At 59.8% G+C, this 16380-nt stretch carries 13 protein-coding genes; 10 read left to right on the top strand and 3 right to left on the bottom strand.

The window, feature by feature from the left end; all coding sequences use genetic code 11:
• Positions 1–127: 127 nt before the first annotated feature.
• Both V7747_RS02620 and V7747_RS02615 read right to left on the bottom strand, forming a co-directional pair.
• Positions 128–1492: a DUF1329 domain-containing protein gene (locus V7747_RS02620; protein ID WP_335614880.1), complete on the bottom strand. Its 1365-nt coding sequence runs from the start codon at positions 1490–1492 to the stop codon at positions 128–130.
• 31 nt (positions 1493–1523) lie between these two features.
• Complete coding sequence (locus V7747_RS02615; protein ID WP_335614511.1) at positions 1524–3443, bottom strand: DUF1302 domain-containing protein; 1920 nt, start codon at positions 3441–3443, stop codon at positions 1524–1526.
• A gap of 493 nt (positions 3444–3936) precedes the next feature.
• Between V7747_RS02615 and V7747_RS02610 the strand changes: the two genes are divergently transcribed.
• Complete coding sequence (locus tag V7747_RS02610; protein ID WP_335614879.1) at positions 3937–4983, top strand: helix-turn-helix domain-containing protein; 1047 nt, start codon at positions 3937–3939, stop codon at positions 4981–4983.
• An 11-nt stretch (positions 4984–4994) separates the two neighbouring features.
• On the opposite strand, the gene V7747_RS02605 is transcribed toward V7747_RS02610, so the two are convergent.
• Positions 4995–5837 carry a class I SAM-dependent methyltransferase gene (locus V7747_RS02605; protein ID WP_335614510.1) on the bottom strand — a complete coding sequence of 281 codons (843 nt, stop codon included), beginning with the start codon at positions 5835–5837 and terminating at the stop codon, positions 4995–4997.
• Positions 5838–6014: 177 nt separating this feature from the next.
• Here V7747_RS02605 and arsS point away from each other — a divergent pair, with 177 nt between their 5' ends.
• The 9 genes from arsS to V7747_RS02560 all read left to right on the top strand — a co-directional run bounded on the left by arsS (position 6015) and on the right by V7747_RS02560 (position 16377).
• The gene (arsS, locus tag V7747_RS02600) at positions 6015–6977 is read left to right on the top strand and encodes an arsenosugar biosynthesis radical SAM (seleno)protein ArsS (RefSeq protein WP_335614509.1); all 963 of its coding nucleotides are present in this window, start codon (positions 6015–6017) and stop codon (positions 6975–6977) included.
• Positions 6978–7025: 48 nt separating this feature from the next.
• Entirely contained in the window at positions 7026–8402 is a 1377-nt protein-coding gene (locus tag V7747_RS02595; RefSeq protein WP_335614508.1) for a sodium:solute symporter, read from the top strand.
• Positions 8399–9364, top strand: coding sequence for a hypothetical protein (locus V7747_RS02590; RefSeq protein WP_335614507.1), 966 nt, complete (start codon positions 8399–8401; stop codon positions 9362–9364). Before V7747_RS02595 ends, V7747_RS02590 begins: the two co-directional genes overlap by 4 nt.
• The gene (locus V7747_RS02585) at positions 9361–11502 is read left to right on the top strand and encodes an FAD-dependent oxidoreductase (RefSeq protein ID WP_335614506.1); all 2142 of its coding nucleotides are present in this window, start codon (positions 9361–9363) and stop codon (positions 11500–11502) included. Before V7747_RS02590 ends, V7747_RS02585 begins: the two co-directional genes overlap by 4 nt.
• Positions 11502–12173 carry a TIGR04283 family arsenosugar biosynthesis glycosyltransferase gene (locus V7747_RS02580; protein WP_335614505.1) on the top strand — a complete coding sequence of 224 codons (672 nt, stop codon included), beginning with the start codon at positions 11502–11504 and terminating at the stop codon, positions 12171–12173. Before V7747_RS02585 ends, V7747_RS02580 begins: the two co-directional genes overlap by 1 nt.
• 38 nt (positions 12174–12211) lie before the next feature.
• Positions 12212–12832 (top strand): TIGR04282 family arsenosugar biosynthesis glycosyltransferase, encoded by a 621-nt coding sequence (locus V7747_RS02575; protein ID WP_335614504.1) that lies wholly within the window; start codon positions 12212–12214, stop codon positions 12830–12832.
• A gap of 185 nt (positions 12833–13017) precedes the next feature.
• Entirely contained in the window at positions 13018–14214 is a 1197-nt protein-coding gene (locus tag V7747_RS02570; RefSeq protein WP_335614503.1) for an acyl-CoA dehydrogenase family protein, read from the top strand.
• A gap of 60 nt (positions 14215–14274) precedes the next feature.
• A complete protein-coding gene (locus V7747_RS02565; RefSeq protein WP_335614502.1) occupies positions 14275–15039 on the top strand; it encodes an SDR family NAD(P)-dependent oxidoreductase in 765 nt (254 codons plus the stop codon).
• Positions 15040–15327: 288 nt separating this feature from the next.
• Positions 15328–16377, top strand: coding sequence for a phosphotransferase (locus V7747_RS02560; RefSeq protein WP_335614501.1), 1050 nt, complete (start codon positions 15328–15330; stop codon positions 16375–16377).
• Positions 16378–16380: the final 3 nt, after the last annotated feature.

Raw genomic sequence — 16380 nt, 5'->3', positions numbered from 1 at the left:
CCTCCAGCACGGGGATGAACTGACCTCACAAGGGAAATTGGCCCTACCTAGGACGAAACGACCTAACGCAAAAAGGGAGCCATCAGGCTCCCTTTTCTTACAGCTACTGCTTACACCTGACTACACCTTAACGGATACCTGAAGAACGCAGGGCCGCCGGAGTAAACTGGTTGTAGTTCGGCTGGAAGTCATACTGCGGAGCAGAGGCTTCCTCCGAGTACATGCCCAGCGCAATGTAACGACCCGCCAACAGGTCATACAGAGTTTCGATGGAATAGCCCGGGAGCTTTTCCTTATAGTTGAAACCAACGTGACCTTCGCCAACACGCCACAGGGTGCCACGACCGTCGTAATGATCGGCCAGGGTGATCAGCCAGGAGTCTTCGTCAACAAAGAAGTTACGCTGCGCGTAAATGTGACGCTGACCTTCCTTGACGTTACCCTGCACTTCCCACACACGGTGCAGCTCGAAGCGAGTGTAGTCTGGGTTGATGTGACCAGCTTGCAGTACGTCTTCGTACTTGACGCCAGGCTCGGTCAACTTGCCGCTGTTGTAAGGAATGTAGACTTCCTTCTTGCCAACCAGCTTCCAGTTGTAACGGTCAGGCGCACCGTTATACATAGCGAAGTTATCCGACGTACGCATGCCGTCAGACGCAGTACCTGGGCCGTCATAGGCAACCTGAGGTGCACGACGCACGCGACGCTGACCAGCGTTGTAAACCCACGCCATGCGCGGCTCTTTCAGCTGATCCAGCGTATCGTGTACCAACAGTACGTTACCCGCCAGACGCGCTGGCGCATTCACGCGTTGCTTGAAGAACAACAGGGTGTTCGGCATGGTGGATGCGTCAACGTCATCCATCAACTGCGGATAACCCACCTCTTCTTCCAGCTTGATCAGCGTAAAGGAACCGTTGGTTTGCGGCATCGCCTGCATGTACCAACGCTTGATGTTCACGCGGTAGCGGGTGTTGTGGTTCCACACCACCTCAGCGCCAGACTTAGGCACCGGGAAGGCGAAGGTACCGTGCGAGAAGTTGGAAATACCGTCACCGCCGTTAACCAGCTTGGCCTGACCAGCAGTCCGCTTGACCTGATCATAGACGGACTGCGGGTAGCCAATAGTCCGCTCGGTCTTGTAGACCGGCATTTTGAAGGTTTCCGGGTAGCGCTCGAACATCGCAACCTGGCCAGGGGTCAGGTTGTCCTTGTACTGCTGGTAGTTCTGCGCCGTGATGACGAACTCGGGCTTATCACCAGCAAAAGGGTTTTCCAGGAAGTTGTTAGCCAACTCCTTGCCGGCGTCAGTACCCAGACCACCAGTCCACTCAGGGATGGTGCCTGCGGCGTTACCAGCCTTTTCAGCACCGATCGGGGTCAGTGACGTGCCCAGTGAATCAATCTCGGACTGGGTCAGGCTTTGCGCCATAACCCCAGTCGCCAGCAGGCTCAGAGCCAAACCGCCTGCGCCCAACAGAGTTTTTTGCATACGCATCTTATTCTTTCTCCTGTGGTCGGTCTTAGAAGCTTACGCTGAAGCTGGCTGACAAGAAGTCGCGGTCAACGCTGGTGTTGTACTTACCATCGAAGAAATCGGTGTAGCTCAAGCTCGCGGCATACTTGTTACCATAATCAGCATTCAGACCGACGCTGATAGACTTCGCATCTTCAGTGAAGTTCGGGCCATAACCTTCAACGTCGTGCGTCCAGGCTAGGTTCGGGCTCAGGTTGATACCGGCGAACACGTTGCTGTAATCCAGCGACGCGCGGAGGCGGTAGCCGTAGGACCAGTCGGTGTAGAAACCATCATTCTCACACCAGCTAGCTGCGTTCGGAGAACGGTCAGCGGCAGCGGTACCTTCATTGGATGCACAAGTACCAGCAACAGCGCCATCGCCGTCTACATACGGGCTCTGGCCAAACAGCGAATCACGACCAAATTTGACGTCACCCAACCCACCGATGTAATTGACACCGGCTTCGCCTACCAACGCCAGGCGACTGGCACCCATTACACGATCAAAGAAGTTGATGACGGTGACTTGCGCTTGGTAGAACTCTTTACGCTCATACCCTTGGATGTAGTCACCTGGTTGAAGAGTGCCCGCAAGGCCACGGTGCGTATTATCACTACCAGGCACTGTAATGTTACCAACGCCAGGAACAGGAACTCCCGCAGCAACCAGCGCGGTACGACTCATATCGCCGGTATTGATCTGCATCGGCATATTCGGGCGATAACTGATTTCACCCGCGACCGAAGCACTGCCCGCCATAGTTTGGAAGCTCATGCCGTACAGGCGAATATCTTCCGGGTATTCAAAAAAGTAACCAGCCGGCCCCTCTACACCATCAACACCAGTCACCGTGTCGATCATGCCTGGAATGCCAAGAATAGCGCCTGGTAAGGCGTTCGCCTGAACCAGCGCTGCCGGGCCTGCCAAACGTCCCGCGACGTTTGAATAATAAGGCGAACGGCTATGGTAGTTCATGAAATAAAAGCCGAACTCGGAGTCATTCAGTTCAGGAGCAAAGTAACGGAACGCGGCACCAAACTGGCCATCGTCTCTTGCGTCTTTGTCTTTCCTCGCCCGCACGATATAGCTAGAACCACCCAGAGCAGCATAAGCGCCATTCTGCAGCCGCGGGTCGCCTTGAGGGTAATCAGTACCAGAAACAACAAGACGGTCATTACACCCTGTCGCCAACGTGTCTGAACCGAAGAAGGTACCGCAGTTATCGATTGCGTAAGGTGCCCACTTCAACTGATAGAAAGCTTCCATACTCAGGTTCTCGGTCAAGCCCTGAGACAAATAAAGCATTTCAACCGGCAACAGGCCCTCTTTCAACTCAGCGCCCGGGCGACGAAGCGCAGCGACATCGATCGGATTGATTGAGTTGATGGAGTTCTGGATGAAAGTGGACTCACCCCAGCTTATAACCTGACGGCCCAGGCGAACGTTGCCCGGATTGTTGCCAATGAAGTAGTTGTGATAAACGAAAGCATCCAGCAGGGCTACACCCGCACCTTTCACCAGTGGTGAGCGACCAGAATCGTCAATATCGTAGAAACGCTGGCTACCGTCTTTGGTTTCAAAGTCGTACCAGTACTTGCCGCGCACAAAAGCACCCGAATCGCCGTAGCGTAGTTCCAGGTCATGTACACCGCGGAAAATCTTGGAGAAAACATCGCCAGCTTCGTAATTCAGACGACCATCGTCAGAGGTACGCGCAGCGGCTTCGCCACCATTGGAAAGAGATACAAAACGCTTATCCGCGTTTTGAGTGGACATGCTGGCGCCGATGGAAAGCTGGGAGTCCAGCTGACCTTCTACTTCGCCAAGATTGAAGCTGACTGCGTTAGCAGATCCAGAAAAGCTGGCCAAGCCAATTGCCAGAGGCAATGCGGCGAGAGACCAGGCATGCATTTTTTTTGTCATTGTGCTGCTCCGTTTGGGTGACATGAACCTGTGTATCTAAGGGACACGTTCAGGACAAACGCAGTCTGTCACGAGGCCAGCACAAATAACCTGCCCGCATCGGCCAATTTATTTGTCCCAAAAGGACATTCATCAACTGAATTGCCGCTATAGATGTAGTAAGAGACCGCCCATCTGGGTGACTGTCAGCCACCCGGTAAAACTCACTGAACACCGCCACCGGAGAGTAAATCAAGCCCTCTGGAACGCGCAATTCCATCGTCAAAAGAGGGCATACAGCCCCTAATTACACTTCTTTACAACACCGGTCCGCCGGCTCGACAGCCTCACAGGTGACGCCAGCCGAGGGCTACAAGCACAAACAACATTACTTGTAACAACATTCTGCTCTGCGAAATAACATTCCAGGCTTTTACGCGTTTTTTTTATCGTTATAATCCGCCAACAAGACAAACACAGCTTTTGTCGCCTAAACAAGAAAAACAGGCTGGTGATGATGTTCGAGCAGTCGAGTTCACACTCCTTCTACCGCGTGCGTGAAAGTGCGTTCTGGGCTACGGCAGTGGAACAGACACTCAAGCAATACGACCTGTCGCTGCGTCACTCCAGCGTCGGTAGCTGTCTTTTCAGTGAGCAATTCGAAGCCGAAGGCTTTATTGATCAGCAGTTTTGCTCGCTGATCTGGAATGAAGCAACGCGCATCGCCGACGATCCGTTGCTGGGGCTGCGCATGCACCGCGTCTTCAGCCCGACGGCGTTCAACACCTTGGCGCTGGCCGCCTCGGCCTCGCCGACCATTGAAGATGCACTCAACCTCCTCACTCGCTATTTTCCCATCGTCAGCACGCAATTGACGCTGAAGATAGAAATGCAGGAGGACACAGTACAGCTGTTGCTGCGCCCTATCGGAGAGACCCACCCCCAGCACATGGCGTCCATCGCCGGTTACCTGGCGCGCTACTTCACCCGGATCGATCTGGACGGTGAGGGGCTGCTGTACGGCATTCAGTTGGCAGACCATCATCTGTTGCATGAACACAGTTGCCGACAGCTGTTGAAGAATCAGGTTGTCAGCTTTGCCGACCACTATAAGTTGTCGCTCAGGCGTACGCTGCTGACCAAAACGCTGCCGACGGCATCCAGCTTGTTGCTGCCCAAACTGACCGAGATACTGCAACACATGTTGTCGACGCTGCCCAGCTGCGCCCTGTCCGAACAGGTCAAACGGCGCATTCACCTGCTGCTCGGCTCAGGTGATATCAGTGCGGAACGGGTGGCCGGGCCAATGAACATCAGTCAGCGACATCTGCGCCGCAAGCTCAGCCAAGAGGGAACATCCTATGAGCAGCTGGCCGATGAGGTACGCCGGGAAGCGGCGCTGCGGATGATTGCAGACGGGCAACTCTCGCTGACCAGCATTGCCTATGAGTTAGGCTTTTTGGATCCCAGCAGCTTCACCCGTGCTTTCCGCCGCTGGACCGATATGAGCCCGACTGCCTATCGCCGTCAGCTCAGCAAGAAGAGTCCATCTCCCGGCTGAGCGCAGCAGTATCACTCCGGTTTGATGAACAGCAGCGTCATGCGATCACTCTCACCGATGGCCAGATAACGCGCTCTGTCCTCGTCGCCCAAACGCAGCGTGGGCGGCAACGTCCAGACGCCCTCGGGGTGATCGGTCGAGTCCTGCACGTTCTGATTGACCGGGCTGACCGATACCAGCTTGAAGCCCGCCGCCTCGGCCAGCTCACGCACCTTGGTTTCCGTCACATAGCCGGTCTTGATCATGTCTTCCAGGCTGGTGCCGGCGCGGGCCTGATGCTCGACCACGCCCAGCATGCCACCCGGCTTGAGCGCCGCGTAGAACTTATCAAACACCTGCGCCGCCTGTTCTTCTCCCGCCGACAACCAGTTGTGCACGTTGCGGAAGGTGAGCACGCGGTCGGCTGAGCCCGGTTCAGCAATGGGCAACTGCGGATCATAATTCAGCGTAGTCAGTTCCACCTTGTCGTAGATGTCCGGCGCATCGGCCATCTTTTGCTCATACTCGGCACGGGAGCGGCGATAAAAGCCAACGTCAGACTCGGCATCAAAGTGCGCCGCGATCAACTTGCCGTCATCGCGCAACAGCGGCGCCAGGATTTCGCTGTACCAGCCGCTGCCAGGCCAGATCTCAATGACCGTCTGCTCGGGCGTGACACCGAAGAACGCCAACGTGCGCTCGGGGTTACGATAGGCGTCGCGCATCACATTGTTTATACCCCGCGAAGTACTGCCCACCGCGTCGCGCAAAGCCTGCTGTTGCACCTGACTTATCTGCGGCGGCGACACGGCCTCCAGCGCCAATGCGGAGCAACTGAACAGTACTGCACCAGCAGCAATCCAAAGGCCTTTCATAACGCATCTCCTGCAGCAAAGAATAGATTCGACCATCAGCCGTGTGTGCTCGGCGATAGCACTTGTGACATAGCTAGCTCGCAATGGTGCCCGCACTATGAAAACATCGACCCAGGCTGTAACAAAGCCGGTCATGCATGCTCTATTCTGTAAGTACTCTCTGATGAGGAGCCCTTCGTGCTGGACACCCTGCCGTTACTGAACCGACTGGACTTTCCGCCTATCCATCGGCGCGCGTTGGACACCCTGCAGATCAACCTGACCTACCAGTGCAATCAGCGCTGCCTGCACTGCCATGTCAACGCCGGGCCAACCCGCACCGAAGGCATGAGCGACGAGGTGATTGCTGATCTCTATCAGGTGCTGGACGCTCACTCCGTCACCACGCTCGACCTTACCGGCGGCGCGCCGGAAATGCACCCGCGCTTTCGTGACATAGTGCGTCACGCGCGCGCCGAGGGTATTAAGGTTATCGACCGCTGCAATCTGACCATTCTCAGCGAGCCGGGTTACGAGTATCTGGCCGAGTTTCTGGCCGAGAACAGCGTGCAGGTATCCGCCTCCCTGCCCTGCTACTCGCGCGACAACGTCGACCAGCAGCGTGGCGATGGTGTGTTCGAACGCAGCATTCAGGGGTTATTGCAGTTAAACCGCTTGGGTTATGGCGTGCCGGGCAGTGGCCTGGAGCTGAACTTGGTCTATAACCCGCAGGGCCCCAACTTGCCGCCACCGCAGGCCGCATTGCAGGCCGATTACAAGGCGCACCTGCTGGAAGACTTCGGCATTGTGTTCAGCCAGCTCTTCACCATCACCAACCAGCCCATCGCGCGCTTTGGCAGCACCCTGGCCAGTCGCGGGCAGTTCAACGATTACATGCAGCTACTGCGTGACAACTTCAGCGAAGCGAACCTGCCGGGGCTGATGTGCCGCAATACCATCAGCGTCGATTGGCGCGGCCATTTGTACGATTGCGACTTTAACCAGATGCTCGATCTGGACATGCCGATCATCGCCAAGGACCGCCCTCACCTGCGGCAGCTGGCGACCCAGACGCTCGAAGGTCTGCCGATTGCGACCCGTGATCATTGCTTTGCCTGCACTGCCGGCCAGGGCTCCAGCTGCGGCGGCGTGCTGAGCTGACCATCCGACAATCATTCAAACTTCAACCGCTCTGACAGGAACAGTCGCATGGCGCTCAGCAGTATGACCGGTCTATTTTTCTGGGGTTTCCTTCTCGCCTACGGCGCCATCATGTACGCGCTATCACCGCGCAGCGTGACCCTGGGCGGCTTTTTCAATGGTGAAGACAGCAGCGGCAAACCCGCCTCGCCCATGCTGCTGACCATCAGCATTTTCATCAGCTGGATTTTTGCCAAATCCGTTACCAACGCTGCCAACCTGGGGGCCGAGTTTGGACTAGTCGGCGGTCTGGCCTACGCCACCTACTGGCTGTCGATTCCGCTGTGTGGCTACGTCATCTACCGTCTGCGCCGACGCTTCGGCGCAACCAGCATGGTCAGTTTCCTGACCAGTAACTACGGCCGCGCTGCTGCCCTGGCGTTTTCTGCCGCGATTCTTATTCGTCTGTTCAATGAGGTGTGGAGCAACACGGCGGTGGTGGGCGGCTATTACGGCGAAAGCGGCAGCACACCCTTTATCGTCTCGGCCCTGCTGTTCACTGCCGTCACCCTCGCCTACAGCCTGCGCGGCGGCCTGCGCAGCTCGATCCTGACCGACGCAGCCCAGGCAGCCATCTTTGTGGTGGCGCTGGTATGGGTGCTGGGTCTGGTATTGCCGAACCATTCGGTCGCCGAGTTGCGCAGCACCAGCCACTGGGCGATGAATGCCGGGGTCGATCTGTTTCTGGTCGCCTGTCTGCAATTGTTCAGTTATCCCTTCCACGACCCGGTGCTCACCGACCGCGGCTTTATCAGCGAAGAAAAGTCCATGCTGCGTGCCTTTACCCTGGCGGGCGTGCTGGGCTTTGTGGCCATTCTGGCTTTCAGCCTGATTGGTGTGCATGCCAGCCTGAGCGGCATCGAGGCCTCCGGCAACGTGCCCGCTGCGCTGGCGCGCAGTATGGGCATCGGCGCGCTGATCGTGATGACGCTGGTGATGATCTCTGCCGCCGGCTCGACCCTGGACTCTACCTTCGCCAGCCTCGCACGCCTTACCGGCCGGGAGTTGCCGGCCCTGGCCGGGCGCAATCTGGGACAAAAAGCCATCGCGGTGGGCATGACCGCGATGCTCGTCTTCGCCATACTGGGCAACCTGCCCATGCTGGCGGGAACCGACATTCTCAAGGCCACCACCATCAGCGGCACCATGGTCATCGGCCTGGCGCCGGTCTTCATGCTGCACGGCTTGGTGCGCCCCACGGCGCTGGGCTTTCATCTGAGCTTCTGGTGCGGCCTGCTGCTGGGCATAGCCCTGACCATTGGCTGGATACCCGATAGCTGGGCCATTGGCGACGGCCGCTATGCCTTGCTGCTGGGTACCAACCTCTACGGCCTGTTGCTGTGTACCGCCGCTTACCTGCTCTGCGGGCTGCGGAGGCCGGTATGACACCCGGCCGTAGTTGCCCGCTGGATTATCAGGTCCCCGCTGCGACTTTCAGCGGGGAACCTGCCTTCGCGTGCGACACCTTGTATGTGGTGGGCGGCCTGTACGGCAACGAGCAGGCGCTGGCCGCGCTGCACACGCGATTACTGCGCGAGCCTCTGGCACGCGTGGTAGTCAATGGTGATGCCCACTGGTTCGACGTGGAGCCTGCGCTGTTCGCCCGAATCGAACAGCAACTGGCGCCTTACATGCTGCTGCGCGGCAATGTAGAAACCGAACTCGGTCGCCCCGACCACAGCGGACATGGCTGCGGCTGCGCCTACCCGGATGAGGTACCTGAGCAGGCCGTGGCCTGGTCCAACGCCATCCATCAACGGCTGACTGCCACGGTGCAGCAGTTGCCCGGCATGCCCGAGCAACTGGCAGCACGTGCGACCACCGCTCTGGTCAACGTTGGCGGCCAGCGCGTGGCCATCAGCCATGGCGACGAGCAGTCACTGGCTGGCTGGCAATGCGACCGTCAGGCGCTGCGCTCAATCGAGCGGCAACAACAGCTTGGCCGCTGGTGCGAACATCATCAGATCAGCGTGCTGGCCACCAGTCACACCTGCTCGCCTGCCGCACTGGCGACCGAACATTGGGCAGTGATCAACAACGGCGCCGCCGGCATGCCCAATTTCAACAACGGTCAGTACGGGTTGATCACCCGCATCGCCACCCAGCCCAGCCTTTCTGCGCTGTACCGCGCGCAGGTGGGCAACCTGTATATCGAGGCCCTGCCGCTGAACTACGATCAAGCTGCCTTTTTTGACGAATTCGATCGCAACTGGCCCGCCGGCAGCCCGGCGGCATTGTCCTATCGCGACCGCATCACTCAAGGCACCAACGACCAACCGCTCGACGCCCTGCTCGGCGGCTTCACGCTGGCCAGCACCTTATGCGCCCTGGAGGCCCACTTCGTATGAACCTCAAGAAAGCCGTCGTACTGCTGGCAATAGCGGCGCTGATCGCTGCGTTTTTTCTGTTCGACCTGAACCAGTACTTCAGCCTGGACGCGATCAAGGCGCAACAGCAAAACCTCAACGCCCAGGTGGTGGCCAACCCGCTGCTGGCGGGCGGTCTGTTCTTTATCGTCTACGTGGCCGTCACGGCGTTGTCCTTGCCGGGGGCTGCCCTGATGACGCTAGCCGGCGGCGCGCTGTTCGGCCTGGGCTGGGGCCTGCTACTGGTCTCCTTCGCCTCCAGCCTGGGCGCCACCCTGGCCATGCTGATCAGCCGCTTTCTGCTGCGTGACTGGGTGCAGAACCGCTTTGGTCGGCGCCTGAAGCCGTTGAACGAAGGCATCGAACGCGAGGGCGCCTTTTACCTCTTTGCGCTGCGCCTGGTGCCGGCCTTCCCGTTCTTCATGATCAACCTGGCCATGGGCCTGACCCGCATCAAGGCGCGCACCTTTTGGTGGGTCAGCCAGCTCGGCATGCTGCCGGGTACCTTTGTTTACGTAAACGCCGGGCGCGAACTGAGCCAACTGGAATCACTCGGCGGCATCGTCTCGCCTGGTGTAATCGGCGCCTTCGTGCTGCTCGGGGTGTTCCCGCTCATCGCGCGCAAGATTCTCGACCAGATCAAGGCGCGGCGCGTGTATCGCGGCTGGCAAAAGCCCAAGCAGTTTGACCGCAACCTGGTGGTGATCGGCGCCGGCAGCGGCGGCCTGGTCAGTGCCTATATCGCCGCCGCGGTCAAGGCCGAGGTCAGCCTGATTGAAAAGCACGCCATGGGCGGCGACTGCCTGAATACCGGCTGCGTGCCCTCCAAGGCGCTGATCCGCTCAGCGCGGCTGGCGGCCGAAGTAAAGCGCGCCGCCGCACTTGGTTACACCGAGGCCAGCGCCACCGTGGATTTCGCGCGGGTGATGCAGCGCGTACAACGCGTAATCAAGGACATTGAGCCCCATGACTCGCCCGAGCGCTATAGCGAACTGGGCGTGGATGTAATCCAGGGCGCGGCGCGCATCACCTCACCCTGGAGCGTCGAGGTCGAGGGCCGCAACCTGACTACCCGCAACATCATCATCGCTGCCGGCGGGCGCCCGGTGATGCCCTCGCTGCCCGGCCTCGACAGCGTGCCTGTCTACACCTCGGAAACCCTCTGGGACCTGCGCGAGCAACCACGCCGTCTGCTGGTGCTGGGGGGGGGGCCGATCGGCTGCGAGCTGACGCAAGCCTTCCAGCGTTTGGGCTCGCAGGTGATTCAGCTTGAGCGCGGCGACCGCCTGCTGCCGCGCGAAGACCCCGATGCCAGTGAGGCAGTGCAGTTGGCCCTGCGCAGCGAAGGCGTGGACCTGCGGCTGCGCCACCAGGCCGAGAGCTTCAGCAGCCATGCCGGCGAACACGCGGTCACAGCCCGGGCACTGGATAGTGACGAACTGGTAGAGATCGCCTTCGACGCCGTGCTGGTGGCCGTAGGCCGGCAGGCCAATACCCAAGGCTATGGCGTGGATGAGTTGGAGCTGACCCTGCGTGACAACGGCACCCTGGACACCAACGAATACCTGGCCACACGTTTCCCCAACATCTACGCCGTCGGCGACGTCACCGGCCCCTACCAGTTTACCCACGCTGCGGCGCATCAGGCTTGGTACGCCGCAGTCAACGCGCTGTTTGGCAGCTTCAAGCGCTTCAAGGTGGATTATCGCGTACTGCCTCACGTGACCTTTACCGAGCCAGAGGTAGCGCGGGTAGGTTTGTCGGAAAGCGAGGCCGACGAACAACAGATCAGCTGTGAAGTCACCCGCTACGCGATTGACGACCTCGACCGCGCCATCGCCGACGAAAGCGCCGAGGGCTACGTCAAGGTGCTTACCGAGCCCGGCAAGGACCGCATTCTGGGCGTGACCATCGTTGGCGCCCACGCCGGCGAGCTGATCGCCGAGTACGTACTGGCCATGAAGCACAACCTGGGCCTGAACAAGATCCTCGGCACCGTCCACAGCTACCCGACGCTGGCCGAGGCCAACAAATATGCGGCCGGCGAATGGAAGCGCGCCCACGCCCCGCAGGGCCTGCTGGCCTGGGTGCAGCGCTGGCATCGCTGGCGCCTCAAGTAATGGCCCCCGCGCTCAGTATCATCATCCCGGCGCGCAACGAGGCGCAGCAGATTGTCGCCAGTCTGCAGCCGCTGCAACCCTATCGCCCGCAGGTCGAGATCATCGTGGTGGATGGCGGCAGCAGCGATAACACGGCCGCCCTCGCGGCGCCCCTGTGTGATCAGGTCTTGCGCAGCCCACCCGGCCGCGCCCGACAGATGAACCTGGGCGCCAACGCAGCCCAAAGCTGTGCGCTGCTGTTTCTGCACGCCGATACCCAACTGCCCCCGGATTTCGCCCGCCACATCCAGCTCAGCCTGGCGGCAGGCCACCGCTGGGGGCGCTTTGATGTGCGCCTGGTGCCGGGCAGCCGCCTGTTGCGGGTGATTGGCTGGATGATGAACCAGCGCTCGCGCCTTACCGGGGTCTGTACCGGCGATCAGGGAATTTTTGTAGAAAACGCTCTATTCCGGGAACTTGGCGGTTATCCGGATATCCCACTTATGGAGGACATAGCGTTAAGCAAACGGCTGCGCCGCCACGGCCGCCCAGCCTGTCTGCAACCGGCCTTATGCACCTCCAGCCGCCGCTGGCAACAGCATGGCACCCTGCGCACCGTAGTCCTCATGTGGTGGTTGCGCGCACTTTATTGGCTTGGTGTGTCGCCGCACCGCTTGGCCAGATGGTACTAGCACCTTTGCTACATGAAACTGACGGAGGCTCACGCCACATGCCCAACCGCCCTCGCCCGCTACTGATCTTCGCCAAAGCGCCTATTCCCGGCCAGGTCAAGACCCGACTTATTCCCGCACTGGGCGCCGAAGGTGCCTGCAATCTCTACCTCAAACTGCTACGCCACAGCCTGCAACAGACCATCGACTGGCCTGCCACCCGCTATCTGTATGCCCCCCAGATCGACCATCCACAGTTGCAGCAACTGGCCAGGGAGCATGATCTGGTGTTGCGCCAGCAGGTCGGTATAGACCTCGGTCGGCGCATGGCCAATGCCCTTGCCGAACACCCGCACGGCGCGCTGCTGATCGGCAGCGACTGCCCAGAGATGAACACCGCCGCGGTGCAGCAGGCCAATGCCGCCCTGGCCACCTACGACACCGCCATCATCCCCAGCGAAGATGGCGGCTACGTGCTGATTGGCCAGCGCGAACCCAATCCAGCGCCCTTCAATGGCATGCAATGGAGCCACGACAAGGTACTGCACCACACCCGACAGCGCTTGCAGGCGGCCGAGCAAAGCCTGTGGGAAGGCCCCACCCTGTGGGATCTGGATGAGCCACGCGATCTCGCCCGCTTGCCGCAATCACTGCTGTCGGATATGGCCGGCGCTGCCTGAAGCGCCGGCCAGACGGCCGCGGTCTCGCCAACACTGATAATACCCTCCTGCCTTTATCACGCTTTTTTATACACCCCCATTCCACGCGCGGGACATTGTTCTTATTGCGTCTCGCTGACTATATGGTCAGCTGCATTGCGTCACCCCCTGAACAACAACACGCTCAGCAAAGCCAAGGAACCTACATGTTTGAACTCAGCCCGCGCGTTAAAGACCTGAAGCAACAGATTGAAGCCTTCATGGACGAGTACATCTACCCCAACGAAGCGCTGTTCTACGAGCAGGTCAAAGAGAACAAGTGGGGCCACCCGGCGATCCTGGAAGAGCTCAAGGAAAAGGCTCGCAGCAAGGGCCTGTGGAACCTCTTCCTGCCTCACTCCGAGCGTGGCGCCGGCCTGAACAACGAAGACTACGCCCACCTGTGCGAAATCATGGGCCGCGTGTCCTTCGCTGGTGAAGTCTTCAACTGCAGCGCGCCGGACACCGGCAACATGGAAACCATCGAGCGCTACGGTAACGAAGAGCAGAAAGAAAAGTGGCTCAAGCCGCTGCTGGCCGGTGAAATCCGCTCCTGCTTCTCGATGACCGAGCCCGACGTTGCCTCCTCCGACGCCACCAACATCCAGTGCGAAATCCGCCGCGAAGGCGACGAGTACGTGATCAACGGCACCAAGTGGTGGTCTTCCGGGGCACTGAACGAGCATTGCAAGATCGCCATCGTCATGGGTAAAACTGACCCCGATGCACCCAAGCACGTACAACAGAGCATGATTCTGGTACCCCTCGACACCCCCGGCGTGACCATCGTGCGCGACCTGCACGTATTCGGTTACGACCACGCCCCGCACGGCCATGCCGAAATCACCTACGAGAACGTGCGCGTACCGGTCTCCAACATTCTGCTGGGCGAAGGCCGCGGCTTCGAGATTGCCCAGGGCCGCCTTGGGCCAGGCCGTATTCACCACTGCATGCGCAGCATCGGCATCGCCGAACGCGCGCTGGAAGCCATGTGCCGCCGCGCCGCCGAGCGTGTTGCTTTCGGCAAGCCGCTGTACAAGCACGGCAGCACCGCTGAAGCCATCGCCAAATCACGTTGCGAGATCGACCAGGCCCGCCTGCTGACCCTGCATGCCGCGCGCAGCATGGACCTGCACGGCAACAAGGTCGCGCGCCAGCAGATCGCCATGATCAAGGCCGTTGCTCCGACCATGGCCTGCAACGTCATCGACCGCGCCATCCAGGTGTTCGGCGCCAAGGGCGTCTGCCAGGACACCTTCCTGGCCTCAGCCTATGCCAAGGCCCGTACCCTGCGTCTGGCCGACGGCCCGGACGAAGTACACCTGGGCACCATTGCCAAGCTGGAAATGGGTCAGTATCTCTAATTCAACAACCTTGTCCGCAAAGGCCGCTATCACAGCGGCCTTTGCGCTAGAGAAAACACTATGAGCACACTGTTTGATTTGACCGGCAAGGTCGCCATCATTACCGGCTCCACCAAGGGCATTGGTAAGGCAATTGCCGAGGAATACGCCAAGGCCGGCGCCAAGGTCGTCATCTCCAGCCGCAAGGCCGATGCCTGCGAGCAGGTCGCCAGCGATCTGCGCGCGCAGGGTTTCGAGGCACTGCCGGTGGCCTGCCATGTGGGCGACAAGGCGCAGCTGCAGAACCTGGTTGATCAGACTATCGCGGCCTACGGCCAGATCGACATTCTGGTCTGCAACGCCGCCACCAACCCCGTTTACGGCCCCACGCACAACGTCAGCGACGAAGCCTTCGACAAGATCATGGGCACCAACGTCAAGGGCACCTTCTGGCTGTGCAACATGACCATCCCGCATATGGTCAAGCAAGGCGGTGGCGCCATCGTGCTGCTGTCGAGCATTGCCGGCATTCGGGCCAGCGCCAATATTGGCGTCTATGGCATGTCCAAGGCCGCCGAGGCGGGCCTGGCGCGCAACCTGTCGCTGGAATGGGGGCCGCAGAATATTCGCGTCAACTCCATCGCACCGGGCCTGATCCGTACCGACTTTGCCCAGGCCCTGTTAGACGATCCCGACCGCCTGCAGCGCGTGGAAGAAAAGCTGCCGCTGCGCCGCGTTGGCGAACCGGTAGATATCGCCGGGGTGGCTCTGTTTCTGGGTTCACAGGCCGGCGCTTACGTTACCGGGCAGACCATAGTCGCGGACGGTGGCGATACCATTACCTGATAACGCCTGATTCATAAGGCTTTTCTATACGCCAGGCAGCCGCCTGGCGTGTTACTTTCTGCACAGAGCCATTAGAAGGAAGCGCCAATTAATTCCGCATGCCCTCTGGCGCATTAACGCCCCGTAGGGCGAACGCTCAAGCATGCATTTGCTGCGTTGCACTTCTTGCCAATAGAATCACTTTTGGCTGCAAATCGCGCCTTGCATCTGCACGCTTGATCGCTCGCAGAGGGCGTGTGGAATTGATCAGCGCTTCCTTAACAGACCCATTCACTACAGGATCACAAGATGAGCGGAGCCACCCTGATTGACGTATTGCCTGCGCACCAGTTTGACCAGGCCAAACTGGCCAACTACCTGCAGGATTACCTCCCCGGAGCCAACCAGGGCATGAAAGTCCAGCAGTTCCAGGGCGGCCAGTCCAACCCCACCTTCCTGCTGGAAATCGGTGAGAAGCGCTACGTACTGCGCAAGAAGCCACCGGGCAAACTGTTGCCCTCGGCCCACATGGTCGAGCGCGAGTACCAGGTGATCAACGCCCTGGGCAGCACCGACGTCCCCGTGCCCACCGCCCGCCTGCTGTGCGAAGACCCCGAGATCATCGGCACCGCGTTCTATGTCATGGATTACGTGGATGGCCGCGTTTACTCCCAGCCGCTGCTGGCCGAAGTCCCGCAGCAAGAGCGCATGCCGATCTATCAATCGATGATCGAGACCATGGGCAAACTGCACAACGCCGACTGGAAAGCCATTGGCCTGGAAGGCTACGGCAAGCCCGACAACTACATTGCCCGTCAGCTCAAGCGCTGGGGCGGCCAGTTTGAAGCCAGCCGCACCGATGACATGCCCGCCATGGATGCCCTGATGAAGTGGCTGCCCGAGAACGTTCCGGCCGACGACAGCACCACCATCGCCCACGGTGACTTCCGCATCGGCAACCTGATGCTGCACCCCACCGAGTCCAAGGTCGTGTCCATCCTCGACTGGGAACTGGCCACCCTGGGCCATCCGCTGTCTGACCTGGCCTACTGCTGTCTGCCCTACCACATGCCGCTGAACGTCGATGGCGCCAAGGGTCTGGCCGGTGCCGACCTGAAGTCACTCGGTCTGCCGGAAGAACAGCAGGTGCTGGATTGGTATTGCCAGTACACCGGCCGCAGCGAAGTGCCCAACTGGAACTTCTTCCTGGCCTTCTCGCTGTTCCGCCTGGCGGCCATTGTGCAGGGTGTGTATCACCGCGCACTGCAGGGCAACGCCAGCAACGCCGACGCCCTGGAAGTCGGCAAACGCGCAGGCCTGCTGGCCCAGCGCGGCTGGGAAATTGCCCAGAGCAAGTAACCG

Source organism: Halopseudomonas sp., from assembly GCF_036960865.1.
Taxonomy (GTDB): Bacteria; Pseudomonadota; Gammaproteobacteria; order Pseudomonadales; family Pseudomonadaceae; genus Halopseudomonas.
Note: the sequence above shows the minus strand (reverse complement) of the source record. Positions and strands in the feature narration are given on the sequence as shown.